Consider the following 14,476-nt stretch of genomic DNA (forward strand, 5'->3'; position numbering starts at 1 on the left):
AGTGAAGAACTGTTTAATACTATTGACGAATTATTTTCCTTTCCATAAAGGTGAGGAATATTTGGAAACAGAAATAGAATATTTGTCAGCAAATTTTAAACAAATATATATAATATCAACTATGGTATCCAAGGAAATGGAACAAACAAGAAATGTTCCTGAAAATGTAACAGTTCTTCCTGTAGGAATCAAGCATTCAGTAAGTGGAAAGATAAAAATGTTTTGTCGTGAATTCATAAAGATATATAATGATCCAAATAAAAGGCAATTAATAAATGAAGACACAAATGGCAGTATTCTGTCTAAATTATATTGTTATTACTATGAAAGTCGTGCAACTTCTATCTATAATTGTGTTGAGGATAGGTTAAAAGAGTTTGATTTTGATCAGTATGAGTCTATTACATTGTATAGTTATTGGCTTTATATTACTGCAAACGTAGCTGTTCAATTAAAAAACAGTTATTTTCTAGGCAAAAATACTTATACTATTTCTCGTGCACATCGCTATGATTTATATGAATATGCATCGCCGTTGAAATATCTTCCAGAAAGAGATTATTTGTTGAAATCTCTTAATGCTGTATTCCCCTGCTCGCAGGATGGAGTAGATAGTATAAATGAAAAATACTCTGCTTATAAGGACAAGATTAAGGTTGCAAGGCTAGGAACAATGTCTACTAATGTAATTAGTAAAAGTGATAACGATAAACTTTATATCGTAAGCTGTTCAGTAGTACGTAAGGTAAAGCGTCTTGACTTGTTAATTTCAGCTTTAGTTGAGTTAGAGAAAAAGGAAATTCCTTTTATGTGGACACATATTGGTGGAGGTCCAGAATTTGAAAAGGTGAAAAAATTAGCTCAAAAAGAATTAAATAAAGACCATGTACATTTTACTGGATTTGTGAAAAATCCCGAAGTTTTAAATTGGTATAAAGAGAATCCTGCTACAGTATTTGTGAATTTATCATCTTCAGAAGGGGTGCCTGTAGCCATTATGGAAGCTATGTCTATGGGACTTCCAGTCATTGCTACGGACGTAGGAGGAACAAGGGAAATAGTTGAAAATGGGAAAAATGGGTATTTGTTGAAAGAAGGATGCACAATAACAGAAGTAGTAGATAGCTTTATGAAATTTCACAAAATTAATGAGGATGGCTATAATAAAATGTGTAATAATGCATTGGAAATTTGGGATGAGAGAAGTAACGCAAAGGTTCTCTATTCTAATTTTGTAGATCAATTAGTGAAAAATAGTCCCTTAGTTTCTGAGAAGGAACAATAGGATTGTGGTTGATTAGAAAAATTAATAGTAAGAGTAATGGAGTATTCTCAAAGAATAAAAAATCGTATTAATAACTATTTACTTTATATAAATGTTTTGAAAAGATAAATGGAGGAGTACAATTGCTGAAAATTTTTCGCTATACTATTCTTTTTTTTTCTATAGCAATGTTTTTTATAGGCATGCTATTTTTAAATTATAACATTCTATTGTTGGCTATTTGTAGCATACTTATCCATAACCTTTGGTATTCCTGTGAGAAATTCAGCGAAAGAATCATATTTTTTGCTTTTAATAGTACTTTTTTCACTTTTTTAGTTGCAAGGTTGGTAGTTAAACCATTGACTGGATATTATGATAAATATAACAATAATATGTATGGATTGGATTTTAATAATAGTCATATAATGTTACAAATTTTCATCATTTTATTTATTAGTTTGCTTTTTCTTTTTCTTGGGTATTGTGGGATCAAGAATAATGATTTTTTAATTAATAATAAATCAAAAGTATTCAATAGAATTCGTATTGCAGATATCTCCTTTGTTAGTAAGATATTATTTTATATTACTTATATATTTAATTTTTTGGTTTTATTAGATAAAGCAAGGTTTACAAGTAAAGAAGGATATACTGAATTATATGCCTCATATTCCTCATCTTTTCCATTTTGGGTTGATAAATTAGCTGAAATGTGTCCTACCGCATTATTTGTGTACTTAGGGACTTTGCCTTCTAAAAGAAATTCCCTTATACCTTTAATGCTATACCTTTTATCGGGAGGTATGTCATTGGTTGTGGGGCAAAGAAATAATTTTGTTTTAAATATATTGATAGTCTTAATTTATTTTTGCCTTCGGAATATTACAGACAAAAATGAAAAATGGTTTGGGAAAAAAGAAATTATTATGTGTATTTCCGCATTTCCTTTATTAATAATATTATTAAATGCAGTTTCATATTTTCGTATGGATGGGACGGTAATGCAAAGTTCATTTTTGGATGGAATTAGTGAATTTTTTTATGCACAAGGAGTTAGTGTTAACTTGATTGGTTATGCTCAGACCTTGGCATTACCTGAATCAAAATCATATGCGTTTGGAAGAATAATAGATTTTATAAATAATAATATTATAACTCAGACATTATTTGATGTACCAAAATATTCTTCCCAAAGTGTGGAATCTGCACTATATGGAAACAGCTTTGCAGATAGTGTGGCATACATATTAAGTCCAAGCAGATTTATAAATGGTTGGGGTTATGGGTCTAGTTACATTGCAGAACTATATAAGGATTTTGGCTATTACGGCATAGTTATTGGTAATTTTATTGTGGGTATCATTTTAGCATTAATGACAAGATTGTTTAGAAAAGGTGTTTTAGGTATTTGGATGTGTCTTTCTATGACAAGGCTTATACTTTATGCACCACGTGATACTTTTACATCATTTATTGTTTCAACATTTAGTTTAATAAATTTTTTAACACTATTTGTTATTTTTTTAGGAGCAATAATATTAAGTGGTAAAAAAGGTAAAACAAGTATTGCTTAATGAGATTGGAATCAATTTTATAGGTAACTTCGGTGGTAAAATAATAAGGAGAAAAAAATGTTAATTTCGATTATTATTCCGGTATATAATGCTGAAAAATATCTAACTAAATGTTTAGAGAGTGTTAAAAATCAAACACATCAAGATCTGGAAGTTATATTAGTGAATGATGGTTCAACCGACCAAAGTAGTTCAATATGTAATGAATATGCACAAAAAGACAAAAGATTTAATGTTATTCATAAAAAAAATGGTGGAGTCTCATCTGCAAGGAATGAGGGATTAAAAGTAGCTAAGGGGGAGTATATCGGGTTTATCGATCCAGACGATTGGGTTGAAGGATGTATGTTTGAAAAGTTATATCAATTAGCAATCGAGAATAACGCAGATATTTCAATGTGTGGTTATTATAAAGAAAAAGTGGACGGTACCGTCTTGAATAATATTATTAATTCACCAGTTATTGAATTAACACCAATAGAATCAATAAATAATATACTAAATAAAAATGATTACAGAGGCTTTCTATGGAATAAACTTTTTTCTGCAGATATTTTAAAAAAGACCCCAGTTGTCGATTTTAATAATGAGATACATTTTTGTGAAGATTTATTATTTTGTTGCCAAAGTATTTTGAAGTGTGGAAGTATTGTCTTTGACTCAACGCCATATTATCACTATATCATTCATGATAACAATGCATCTCAATCTTATTTTAGTCCAAAAAAACTTACCTCATTAGTTGCACTAGAAAAGATTATTGAACTGTTAAATGATGAAAAGGATATAGAAATAAAAAAGTTTAAAAATTATTATATGCATATGAATATCAGTTTATTAATGAACGGTATTTATGAGAGAAAATGTAAAAATGAGGATCGTAAACGTTTAAAGAAAAATTTATTTCGGTTTAAATTAAATGATTTGACAGAAAAGAATATTAAGTTTTCTTGCGCTATTACAAGGGTGAACATTATCCTATTTTATTTTTTTTGGAAAACTGTTAACAAATCTTACTTAATGAATAAAACAAGATAAAATTTGTTTTCTCTTAATTTATTTTTATACGATAAAATTAGAAAAACATGTTTATTTATAAAGTAGTAATACTAAAGAGGAAACTACATGAACAATAAAATAAAAGGTTTCATTCAAAATTTTTCTTATACATTTCTTGCGAATATTTTATCTATAATTATATCAACCGTTCTAATTTTTATTGTACCGGGATTTATTGGTGTAGATGATTATGGTTATTGGCAGCTATATATTTTCTATTCATCATACATATCATATATGTCACTTGGTTTAACAGATGGAGCTTATTTACGTTTTGGGGGATATGAATACTCTGATTTGAATAAACCAGTATTCGTATCTCAGTATTGGTTTCTAGTTTTATTTGATATCGTTGTTAATATGTCAATCTTTTTATTTTATGCTTCAATTTCAGCAGATACAAGTAAAACAATGGTCGTATTGTTGACATGTCTAACAGGAATATTTGTTGTACCCCGTTCATTATTGACATTTATGTTACAGGCTACCAATCGAATCAAAGAATATTCAATTATTTTAATGATAGAACGTATAATATATTTCATCATAGTTATAATATTTTTGTTAAAGGGAATTAGACAATTTGAATACCTTATTTATGCGGATATTTTTGGTAAGGTTTGTTCAGTGATCTATTCATTTTTTGTTTGTAGAGGACTGGTGTTTGGAAAGTTTGCATCAGTGAAATTTAGCATTAGGGAAATAATGTTAAATGTATCTGTAGGAAGTAAACTGTTGTTAGCCAATTTTGCTAGTATGCTTATAATTGGTATTGTGCGTTTGAGTATTGAAAAAAATTGGGACATAGGTACATTTGGAAAAGTATCATTAACCTTAAGTATTTCTAATATTTTAATGTTGTTTATCAATGCAATAGCAGTAGTTTTATTTCCTACTCTACGTCGAACCTCGAAAGAAAATCTACCTGCTATATATAAAACAATGAGTACAATCATAGTGATTCCTTTACTTGGTCTTTTAATGTTTTATTTTCCGGTAAAAATAATTCTTTCTTCTTGGTTACCACAGTATGCTGAAAGTTTAAATTATATGGCATTATTATTTCCAATGTGTCTTTATGAAGGTAAAACAAATTTATTGATTAATACTTATTTAAAAACTCTCCGTAAAGAAAGATTTATGCTTGTAACTAATTTAATAACGGTTGGTATAAGCATAATTTTAACTTTTATCAATGTATATATTATTAACAATTTAAATATAACTATTTTATCAATTATACTCTTATTGGCGTTTCGTTCTATTGTTGCTGAATTGTATTTGTCCAAAGTATTAAACATATATGTAATGAAAGATATAATTTTCGAACTTTGTATGACAATTATTTTTATTTTTACATCATGGTTTTTAGATATGTTTGTAGCTATATTTGTATATTTTGTTATTTATGTATTATATTTGGCGATTAAAAAGAAGGAAATAATAAATTTGGTTAAAAGTATTAAACTGATTTTAAAATCTAATCATAATTGAGAGCATATTAAGATGTTTTAAAAAAGAATGTCTTTTAATAGGCACTAATTATAATATACTTATGTGTAAATTATCGGAGTGTCTCTCAAATTCAATAAATAGAACATCCTCCCTCATTATGGTCTTATAATTTGGGGAAATACTATTTTAAATAAGACATAAGATTTATGTGTTTGTATGATTGTATTTAGAAGAAGGTTTGAAAAAAAGTATGAAAACATTATCGTCTTTGAAAAAGAATCAAAAATGCTTCTTTATATAAGTATCAGTGTCTGCCCATACAAAATTCATGGTTTAGTAGGTGAATAGTATCTAGCTATTTAGTGTTCTATATTAAAAATGGAGAGGGTCATTCTAATGGATTTTTTTGATATTTTAAAAGACACTTTTACAAAAGGTGAGTCTGGGCAGGATGTTACTGTAAATGAATTTGTGGAGGAGCTTAAGGAGAAATTAAGCGGGATCATGGAGGAGACTGATAGAGTATGATCCGTAAATACATATTCCCCATCCTTCTCATTTCATGGGCGATGCTAATCTTCTTTTTTTCCTCGCAGACGTATGAGGAGCAAAGCGTTACCCCTTTTTTGGCGCAGTTCAATACGCCGTATTGGTATGATAAGCTAAGTGGCATTTCATTCATGTATGGAGGGGTTGAGGTTAGTGCCCAAACAGCTGGAGTAAGTGGTTTTGTGGAGTTTTTCATTCGGAAGGGTGCCCATCTTTTTATCTTTTTTGTGTTTGGTTTATTGACTTTGGGTGTTTGGCGCAGTTTTGTAAGGAATCCTATACTTTCGTTTTCAGGGGCTCTTATATGTGTCCTTTTTTATGCGAGTGCAGATGAATTGCATCAGAAAATAACCGGTGGCCGTACCCCTTTATGGCAGGATGTCATGCTGGATACGTTTGGCGGTTTGCTTGGAATCTTCTGTTTTCTTTTCATTTATCGAAGAAGAAGGCGTCATCGGATCTGAAGTACTTATTTCAATACATTTAATTAAGGAGCATGTCTACAACATGCTTCTTATTTGTCGTTTATGAATGCTACGCTATGTGGGTGGCTTGTATGCTTTTCATTTACCGAGCGATTTTACAATGTGGAAGTATAGGCCTTTCAGTATGATTTCTGGGCTGATACTTAAGAATGTGAAAAACTAGTGTCTGGATTAGGTTGGGAGGCAGCATAAATCGGCCTATGAAATACCAGAGCTACACAGGTCTTCAAATCTCGCTATAGGTTGTTTATTTTGGAACAAAATTGCTATGTCGTTAAGGAAAAAGGCGAATGCTGTTTGTTATAGGATTTTCGGTTTAAATAGATTCCTCTCCTTTTTCAGGCTCCAGTTTGTTTTATTGAAAAGGGAGAGGCGATGCTCTCATATATTGCCGAAAAGAGCTACTTCTCATGAAACATATTTCATTCTTGAACGGTCACTGATGGCTTTCAGAATAAACATTTTGTCCTGTTTGCTTAGCATAGCCCAGCTGCCTGCTTTGATTTTCATTTAAATCCACTCCTTTTGTTTAGGATTATTTATTCTAGTTGATGAATGATGGTTGATGGAATTTTCCGGGTCCAAGGATAATAGTTTCAAGTGATGAAAGGGGCAAGGGGAAGATGGTATTGTCAGCTCATATTAGATTATACCGTCTTTTCATGCCTAATAAACAACAAAAATTCCAACAAATCTCTACATTTGGTGTTCGTTTTTTGTCAGAATATTGGACGGGGAAAATGAAAAAGCTGTCAGGATGCGGGTCCGGACAGCTCTTTCATTTTTTCTTATTTAATGGATAATTGTTCTTTTAATTCGGATTGAACCTTTTCTTTTTCTTCATCCGACACGATATTATAGTAGACTCCGTCGATTTTCGTTCCATTTCCTGGAATTGTCGCTTGCGTTATGCTTTTGCTTGCATCCCTGTAGTTCTTTTGGATATCCATCATGTCATCAAACGTCAAATTCGTCTGGATATTTTTACTTAAAGCATCGAATACATCATCGTATTTCGTCAGTGATGAAAGGCTAGCGCCTTCCTTGATGACAGCCTCGATGATGGAACGTTGTCTGGATTGACGGCCATAATCACCATTCGGATCGTCATATCTCATTCGGGAATATTTAAGCGCATCCTCTCCGTTAAGATTAATGCTTCCCTTTGCAAAATGGACGCCTTCATAAGTGAAATCCAGATCGTTTTGAACGGTCACGCCGCCGACTGCGTCCACGATATCCTTAAAGCCTTCCATATTGATCTTCATATAATAGTCGATTGGGATATCAAGGAAGTTTTCAACGGTATCCATGGACATTTTCGCGCCGCCGAAGGCAAATGCATGGTTGATTTTATCCTGTGTCCCATGACCGACGATCTCGGTCCGGGTATCACGCGGAATGCTTAGCATTTTGACCGATTTCTTTTGTGGATTGACTGTCAAGACGATCATAGTATCTGAGCGGCCTTTGTCGCCTTCACGTTCATCGACACCGAGCATGAGCATCGAGAAAGGCTCCTGATCTGATAGTTCAAGGTCTTTCGTTCGTTTATCGGTGGTACGGTCTATTGGTGTATGCATCGTATCAACGGTTTTAGTCAGTGAATTCCATACGGAGTAGGCAAAGGCTCCCCCAGCTAATATGAATAGTAGGACAATTACCCCGACTACCTTCAGCCATGTCCGTTTCTTTTTCTTCTTTTTTTCATGTCTCATAGTTTACTTCCTTCCTCTTTTTGTAACCACTTCATCTATTATATTTAATTTCATAGTAAAAGAATAGTATATTTTGCTATTTTATAATACCTTTGGCATATTTTAGTGCTAGTAACTAGAGCATTCTTGAGGGGGGTGGAGTTAGATAAAGGTGTGGCTGATCGGAAAAATTACACTACTTTCGTTCTTGTCTGTGCAATTTGGCCTAGTTCTTATTTTTTTAAATCCATATATTAGAGGTTGCAAGTCTATTTTAGAAGTAATGTCGTTGCCGTGCTGATAACTATTTGCCTTTCAAATTTGATATATGACAGCAAGCTCTGTACAATCGGCTCCTGGACCATAACGTCCAAGCCTGAGAATGGTTCATCCAATAAAACGACTGATATCTCCCGAGACAGTGCTAGCACTAATTTAGTGAAAATCATAAAGTAGCTTCGGAAATGAGTCCGAGTTTTTTTGTTTGGTCTAATAATTTGACCAGGTGAAATGGTTCCACTAAATATTCCAAGCTGATGAAGATTTACTTCAAAATGGGTGATAAGCAAAGTCCCTCCAAGAAAGAAGGCGCATATATATGCAATACGGATATCCTTAAAGAATAAATAAGTCTTGGAGGCTAAGCACAAATGGAATTTTTAACTGAAAGTTCATCATACGAAAGTGATTCAGCGGAAAGTTCATCATACGAAAGTGATTCAGCGGAAAGCTCATCGTACGAGAGCGATTCAGCGGAAAGCTCATCGTACGAGAGCGATTCAGCGGAAAGTTCATCATACGAAAGTAATTCAGCGGAAAGCTCATCGTACGAAAGTGATTCAACGGAAAGTTCATCGTACGAGGGGGATTCAACGGAAAGCTCATCGTACGAGAGCGATTCAACGGAAAGCTCATCGTACGAGAGTGATTCAACGGAAAGCTAATCAGATTTAATAACTAGTTAAATTATTTACTTAAAAATGGGTGATAAGCAAAGTCCCTATTAGAAAGTAGGAACATATATATGCAGTACGGATATCCCTAGAGGATAAATAAATTTTGGAGGTTAAAGAATAAATGGAATATACAACGGAAAGCTCATCGTACGAAAGTGATTCAACGGAAAGTTCCTCGTACGAAAGTGATTCAACGGAAAGCTCCTCGTATGAGAGTGATTCAACGGAAAGCTCCTCGTACGAGAGTGATTCAACGGAAAGCTCATCGTACGAAAGTGATTCAACTGAGAGTTCATCAGATGAAAGCAGTTCAACGGAGAGTTCATCAGATGAAAGCAGCTCAACGGAGAGTTCATCAGATGAAAGCAGTTCAACGGAAAGTTCATCAGATGAAGGCAATTCAAATGAAATACTTTCCGCTGAAAATTCAGCTGAGAGTGAGGAAAATGGCACTCCTCGTCGTGTGAATATATTTAAGAAAATGTGGCTGGATAATATGATTAAAGCATCGAAGGGTATCTATAAAGACGAAGATTGACCATACAGGTACAGCAACCAAAGAGTTGTTGTGCCTTCTTTTGTAAAGGGACATGCCGCTAGACCCGTACTTGACTCTAGGATTGTAATCCATTTACTAGATACGGGAAGCCTGTTTTTTCTGCGGGGAAAATTGGCCAAGCAAGGCGATCAGAGGGAATTTAGCTTAAGCGGTTTCTTAAGGAAGAACCTAACCGGAGTGTTCGGCTGACAATTGTACATATTGCCTATAATGATTAAAACACAATGGTTTATTGGTGGTTTTTTGCGGGATATTGGTCAATATATTGAACTGGAACTCTTTGGAAAGATTCATGAGTTCGGATTTTAATAGACGTGGAATGTAGCTGTACACTTTTCTGTTTACAAACCAATAAACCGGTCCGTGCTCAATTTAGTTTGCGTCCGTTTGATTAGTGGGATGATCAGTGCGGTGAAAGATGGCTTCATTGAGATGATGAATGGACAATGGGGAGGAAGTTTTGTCAACATGAGGCATGTTGAAAGTTTTCAATAAAAAAACTCCGGATTGGAAGTGATCCGGAGTTATTTCTTTTTCTCGATATTTTCATAGACCGAGGCAAGTGCTTGTTCAAATTTCCCGCTCTTTTTCGGTTTGTAATATTTTTTGCTGCGCAGTTTGTCCGGTAAGTATTGCTGTTTCACCCATCCATTCTCGTAGTCATGCGGATAAAGGTAGTCGATGCCGCGGCCGAGTTCTGTGGCCCCTTTGTAATGGGCATCCTTAAGATGATCTGGTACATCGCCGCTATGGCCGCTGCGGATGTCTGATAGAGCTGCATCGATTGCGACGATGGCCGTATTCGATTTAGGTGATAGGCATAATTCGATCACTGAGTTGGCAAGTGGAATCCGGGCTTCAGGGAAACCGAGTCGTTCAGCGGCTTCGACGGCAGCGAGGGCCCTGGGACCAGCCTGGGGATTGGCAAGAGCTATGTCTTCGTAAGCGATGACGACCAAGCGGCGGGCGATGCTGACAAGATCGCCGGCTTCGACCAAGCGACCCAAATAATGAAGGGCTGCATTCACATCACTGCCGCGAATGGATTTTTGGAAAGCCGACAGGACATCATAGTGGGCATCTCCATCCTTGTCATGCGAGAAGCTTTTTTTCTGCATGCATTCCTCGGCAATTTGCAGATCTATATGAATGGTTCCGGACTCATCGGGTTCTGTGGAAATGACGGCGAGTTCAAGTGCGTTAAGGGCACTGCGGACATCTCCGTTCGAAGCAGTCGCGAAATGGGTAAGGGCATCAAAGCTGACCTCGGTTTTATATGCACCAAGTCCCCGCTCTTCATCATGAAGTGCCCGTTCCAGCGCTTTGGTTATATCATCGGTTACCAATGATTTGAGCTCGAAAATCTGGCACCGGCTTCTGATGGCCGGGTTGATGGCATGATAGGGATTGCTGGTCGTTGCACCGATCAGGGTGATCATCCCGTTTTCAAGATAAGGCAATAGGAAGTCCTGCTTCGCCTTATCGAGCCGATGAACCTCATCAAGCAGCAAAATCACTTTACCGGACATTTTAGCTTCGGCTGCCACGATTTCCATATCCTTTTTATTATTGGTCACTGCGTTCAGCGTCCGGAACGCAAACTTCGTGCTTCCGGCAATCGCACTTGCGATCGATGTCTTGCCAATTCCCGGCGGACCATACAGGATCATGGAAGAAAGCTGCTTGGCTTTTACCATCCTTGCGATAATTTTTCCTTCACCGACCAGATGCTCCTGCCCGATGATCTCATCAATCGATCGAGGCCGCATCCGGAAAGCAAGCGGTTTAATATTCATTGCGCACCTCTCCTTTTTATATAAGGTATCACAACTGATGGGGTAAATGCGCTGATTATGCTATAAAAAGAGGGGGATTTCCCATTATGGCAGTCTCGAATGATTCGATCATGCCCCTCGAAAGGTTTACATTTCATTCTTTATTTCCACTTAACCTACCTCTCCAATTAGGATAATTTGTCAAAGGAAGGGCGGGTGAATGCATTTCCGGCGGGAATATGCTATAATTTCAAAAGAATTTAGAAACGGATAAATAATTTGAGGTGTATATGTATGAAGATATCTACTAAAGGCCGTTATGGTTTGACGATCATGATCGAGCTTGCTAAACATTATGGAGAAGGCCCGAAGAGTTTGAAATCGATTGCCCAGACGCATAATTTGTCGGAGCATTATTTGGAGCAGTTGATTGCGCCGCTTCGTAATGCGGGGTTGGTGAAGAGTGTCCGCGGTGCTTATGGCGGGTATGTCCTGTCTAAGGATCCTCAGGAGATTACTTCGGGTGATGTCATTCGTGTATTGGAAGGGCCGATTACGCCTGTTGAGGGAATAGAGGATGAAGAGCCGGTGAAGCGTCAGCTTTGGATCAGGATTCGCGATGCCGTGAAGGATGTATTGGATAATACGACGCTTATGGATTTGGCGAGCTACAAGGATACGGGTGAAATCGATTCTTATATGTACTATATTTAATTGATCAGCAATGCGCCTATTATGTAGGCGCTTGCGTTTTTTAATGGAGGCGACAAAAAAGTGGACAGAATATATTTAGATCATGCTGCGACTTCACCGATGCATCCGAATGTGATCGATGTGATGATGAGGGTCATGAGCAATGATTTCGGAAACCCGTCGAGCATTCATGCTTTTGGACGGGAGGCGCGGCATGTTTTGGATGAGGCGCGTTCGAGCATTGCAGCGAGCATCGGTGCCGGGCGGAATGAAATCATTTTCACGAGCGGCGGAACCGAGGCTGATAATACGGCGATCATTGGTGTTGCGAATGCTTATAAAGAACAAGGGAAGCACATCATTACGACGGAGATTGAGCATCATGCGGTCTTGCATACTTGCCAATACCTAGAGAAGTCTGGCTTTGAGGTCACATATTTACCTGTGAATGAAGCGGGGCTTATTTCAATTGCCGATTTAAAGGCGGCATTGAGGGACGACACGATCTTGGTTTCGGTCATGTTCGGCAATAATGAGGTGGGTACGATCCAGCCGATTGCTGAAATCGGGCAGGTGCTCAAGGGTCATCAAGCCATTTTCCATACGGATGCGGTTCAGGCATATGGTTTGATCTCTATCGATGTTCGTGAGCTGGGTGTGGATTTGCTGAGTGTATCTGCGCATAAAATCAACGGTCCCAAGGGAATCGGCTTTCTTTATATTCGTGAAGGATTGAAGCTGAATCCGCATTTATATGGCGGGGAACAAGAACGCAAGCGCCGTGCTGGTACGGAGAGTGTGCCGGCAATTGCCGGTTTTTCAGAAGCTGTTATAATTGCACAGAGCACGATGGAAAAGAAAAAGGAGCAATACAAGCGATACAAAGACGTATTGCTTGCCGTCTTTGATGAGGCGGATGTACAATATGAAATTAACGGATCCATGGAACAGTCGCTGCCGCATTTGCTGAATGTTAGTTTTCCGGGTACGAATGTGGAATCGATGCTCGTAAATATGGACTTGGCAGGTATTGCTGTATCGAGCGGGTCCGCTTGTACTGCCGGGTCAATCGATCCGTCGCATGTGCTTGTGGCGATGTTCGGGAAAGATTCGGAACGGACGAAGAATTCGATTCGTTTCAGCTTCGGTTTGAACAACACGGAAGAGGAAGTAAGGCAGGCGGCTGAAACCACCGTGAAAATCGTTAACAGATTAGTGAGAAGATAATTCTTACTTTAAATAAATGAGGTGACAGAATGAGAAAAGCACCACAGGACACCCGCGTCGTCGTGGGTATGTCAGGAGGCGTGGATTCTTCTGTGTCAGCCCTGCTATTGAAGAATCAAGGCTATGATGTGGTCGGGATTTTCATGAAGAACTGGGATGATACAGATGAAAATGGAGTCTGTACGGCAACGGAAGATTACAATGATGTAATTGCCGTTTGTAATCAAATCGGCATCCCTTATTATGCGGTCAATTTTGAAAAGCAGTATTGGGATAAAGTTTTCACTTATTTCCTGGATGAGTATAAAGCGGGCCGTACCCCGAATCCGGATGTAATGTGCAATAAGGAAATCAAGTTCAAGGCCTTTCTTGAACACGCGGTAAGCCTTGGTGCCGATTATGTGGCTACAGGTCATTACGCACAGGTTGAATACCGGGATGGCGAATACAAAATGCTACGCGGTGTCGATAATAATAAAGATCAGACGTACTTCTTGAACCAGCTTACTCAAGAACAGTTGGAAAAAGTCATGTTTCCGCTTGGACATATTGATAAGAAGGAAGTCCGTGAAATTGCGAAAGAAGCGGGTCTTGCCACAGCAACGAAAAAAGATTCCACAGGAATCTGTTTTATCGGTGAACGCAATTTCAAAGAGTTTTTAAGCAATTACCTCCCAGCTCAGCCCGGTGATATGGTCACGATGGATGGCAAGGTAATGGGCAAGCATGACGGATTGATGTATTACACGATCGGTCAGCGTCACGGTCTGGGAATTGGCGGCAGCGGCGATCCTTGGTTTGTTGCGGGTAAAGACTTGAAGCGCAATGTACTGTATGTGTGTCAAGGCTTTGATAATGATGTGCTGTATTCCAATTCCCTTCGTGCCGTGAATGTCAGCTGGGTGGCGGAACATGCGCCTGCCGATGAATTTACATGCACGGCAAAATTCAGGTACCGTCAGGACGATAGCGGTGTTAAGGTGAAGGTCTTGGACAATGGTGATGTCGAAGTCATCTTTGATGAGCCAGTCCGTGCGATAACACCTGGACAAGCAGTCGTCTTCTATGATGGTGAAGTGTGCCTTGGCGGCGGTACGATTGATGAAGTATTTAAAAAAGGTGAAAAACTGACTTACGTAGGGTAAAATAATCATGTCCCCAGCTGTGTTTGCGGTTGGGG

The 14,476-nt window shown here is 37.3% G+C and carries 13 protein-coding genes and 1 pseudogene; 11 read left to right on the forward strand and 3 right to left on the reverse strand.

The window, feature by feature from the left end; genetic code table 11:
* Position 1 precedes the first annotated feature (1 nt).
* From J7I96_RS15210 to J7I96_RS15230, 6 genes are all read left to right on the forward strand, one after another.
* On the forward strand, positions 2–1,285 hold the full coding sequence (locus J7I96_RS15210) for a glycosyltransferase (protein WP_214925077.1): 1,284 nt from the start codon (positions 2–4) through the stop codon (positions 1,283–1,285).
* Between the two features lie 122 nt (positions 1,286–1,407).
* Complete coding sequence (locus J7I96_RS15215; protein ID WP_214925079.1) at positions 1,408–2,841, forward strand: O-antigen polysaccharide polymerase Wzy family protein; 1,434 nt, start codon at positions 1,408–1,410, stop codon at positions 2,839–2,841.
* A 57-nt stretch (positions 2,842–2,898) separates the two neighbouring features.
* On the forward strand, positions 2,899–3,879 hold the full coding sequence (locus tag J7I96_RS15220) for a glycosyltransferase family 2 protein (RefSeq protein WP_214925082.1): 981 nt from the start codon (positions 2,899–2,901) through the stop codon (positions 3,877–3,879).
* Between the two features lie 87 nt (positions 3,880–3,966).
* Complete coding sequence (locus J7I96_RS15225) at positions 3,967–5,394, forward strand: lipopolysaccharide biosynthesis protein (RefSeq protein WP_214925084.1); 1,428 nt, start codon at positions 3,967–3,969, stop codon at positions 5,392–5,394.
* 357 nt (positions 5,395–5,751) lie between these two features.
* Positions 5,752–5,883 (forward strand): YwzD family small protein, encoded by a 132-nt coding sequence (locus J7I96_RS28430; protein ID WP_285289451.1) that lies wholly within the window; start codon positions 5,752–5,754, stop codon positions 5,881–5,883.
* The gene (locus tag J7I96_RS15230; RefSeq protein ID WP_214773436.1) at positions 5,880–6,368 is read left to right on the forward strand and encodes a VanZ family protein; all 489 of its coding nucleotides are present in this window, start codon (positions 5,880–5,882) and stop codon (positions 6,366–6,368) included. Before J7I96_RS28430 ends, J7I96_RS15230 begins: the two co-directional genes overlap by 4 nt.
* 809 nt (positions 6,369–7,177) lie before the next feature.
* Here J7I96_RS15230 and tagU read toward each other — a convergent pair.
* Together tagU and J7I96_RS28045 are read right to left on the reverse strand one after the other, a co-directional pair.
* Positions 7,178–8,107, reverse strand: coding sequence for a polyisoprenyl-teichoic acid--peptidoglycan teichoic acid transferase TagU (tagU, locus tag J7I96_RS15235; protein WP_214925087.1), 930 nt, complete (start codon positions 8,105–8,107; stop codon positions 7,178–7,180).
* Positions 8,108–8,385: 278 nt separating this feature from the next.
* Positions 8,386–8,523: pseudogene (locus J7I96_RS28045) on the reverse strand (ABC transporter ATP-binding protein); the annotation flags it as partial.
* 213 nt (positions 8,524–8,736) lie between these two features.
* Here J7I96_RS28045 and J7I96_RS15240 point away from each other — a divergent pair.
* The gene (locus J7I96_RS15240; protein WP_214925089.1) at positions 8,737–9,030 is read left to right on the forward strand and encodes a hypothetical protein; all 294 of its coding nucleotides are present in this window, start codon (positions 8,737–8,739) and stop codon (positions 9,028–9,030) included.
* A gap of 133 nt (positions 9,031–9,163) precedes the next feature.
* Positions 9,164–9,580, forward strand: a complete 417-nt coding sequence (locus J7I96_RS15245; protein WP_214925090.1) for a hypothetical protein — start codon at positions 9,164–9,166, stop codon at positions 9,578–9,580.
* A 545-nt stretch (positions 9,581–10,125) separates the two neighbouring features.
* Here the strand turns inward: J7I96_RS15245 and J7I96_RS15250 are convergent.
* Positions 10,126–11,391, reverse strand: a complete 1,266-nt coding sequence (locus tag J7I96_RS15250; protein WP_214773494.1) for a replication-associated recombination protein A — start codon at positions 11,389–11,391, stop codon at positions 10,126–10,128.
* Positions 11,392–11,670: 279 nt separating this feature from the next.
* Here J7I96_RS15250 and cymR point away from each other — a divergent pair, with 279 nt between their 5' ends.
* Genes cymR through mnmA form a run of 3 tightly spaced genes read left to right on the forward strand, consistent with a single transcriptional unit; the run spans position 11,671 to position 14,441 of the window.
* The gene (cymR, locus tag J7I96_RS15255) at positions 11,671–12,090 is read left to right on the forward strand and encodes a cysteine metabolism transcriptional regulator CymR (RefSeq protein ID WP_034308657.1); all 420 of its coding nucleotides are present in this window, start codon (positions 11,671–11,673) and stop codon (positions 12,088–12,090) included.
* Between the two features lie 60 nt (positions 12,091–12,150).
* Complete coding sequence (locus J7I96_RS15260; protein ID WP_214925092.1) at positions 12,151–13,296, forward strand: cysteine desulfurase family protein; 1,146 nt, start codon at positions 12,151–12,153, stop codon at positions 13,294–13,296.
* A gap of 29 nt (positions 13,297–13,325) precedes the next feature.
* Complete coding sequence (mnmA, locus tag J7I96_RS15265; protein WP_034308651.1) at positions 13,326–14,441, forward strand: tRNA 2-thiouridine(34) synthase MnmA; 1,116 nt, start codon at positions 13,326–13,328, stop codon at positions 14,439–14,441.
* Positions 14,442–14,476 lie beyond the last annotated feature (35 nt).

This window comes from Bacillus sp. ISL-78, from assembly GCF_018613455.1.
GTDB classification, from domain to species: Bacteria; Bacillota; Bacilli; order Bacillales; family DSM-1321; genus Peribacillus; species Peribacillus frigoritolerans.

Bases quoted from the DNA above. Each gene is read 5' to 3' on its own strand.
- J7I96_RS15245 (WP_214925090.1), top strand. From the start codon at position 9,164: ATGGAATATACAACGGAAAGCTCATCGTACGAAAGTGATTCAACGGAA.
- J7I96_RS15240 (WP_214925089.1), top strand. From the start codon at position 8,737: ATGGAATTTTTAACTGAAAGTTCATCATACGAAAGTGATTCAGCGGAA.
- cymR (WP_034308657.1), top strand. From the start codon at position 11,671: ATGAAGATATCTACTAAAGGCCGTTATGGTTTGACGATCATGATCGAG.
- J7I96_RS28430 (WP_285289451.1), top strand. From the start codon at position 5,752: ATGGATTTTTTTGATATTTTAAAAGACACTTTTACAAAAGGTGAGTCT.
- mnmA (WP_034308651.1), top strand. From the start codon at position 13,326: ATGAGAAAAGCACCACAGGACACCCGCGTCGTCGTGGGTATGTCAGGA.
- J7I96_RS15225 (WP_214925084.1), top strand. From the start codon at position 3,967: ATGAACAATAAAATAAAAGGTTTCATTCAAAATTTTTCTTATACATTT.
- tagU (WP_214925087.1), bottom strand. From the start codon at position 8,107: ATGAGACATGAAAAAAAGAAGAAAAAGAAACGGACATGGCTGAAGGTA.
- J7I96_RS15220 (WP_214925082.1), top strand. From the start codon at position 2,899: ATGTTAATTTCGATTATTATTCCGGTATATAATGCTGAAAAATATCTA.
- J7I96_RS15230 (WP_214773436.1), top strand. From the start codon at position 5,880: ATGATCCGTAAATACATATTCCCCATCCTTCTCATTTCATGGGCGATG.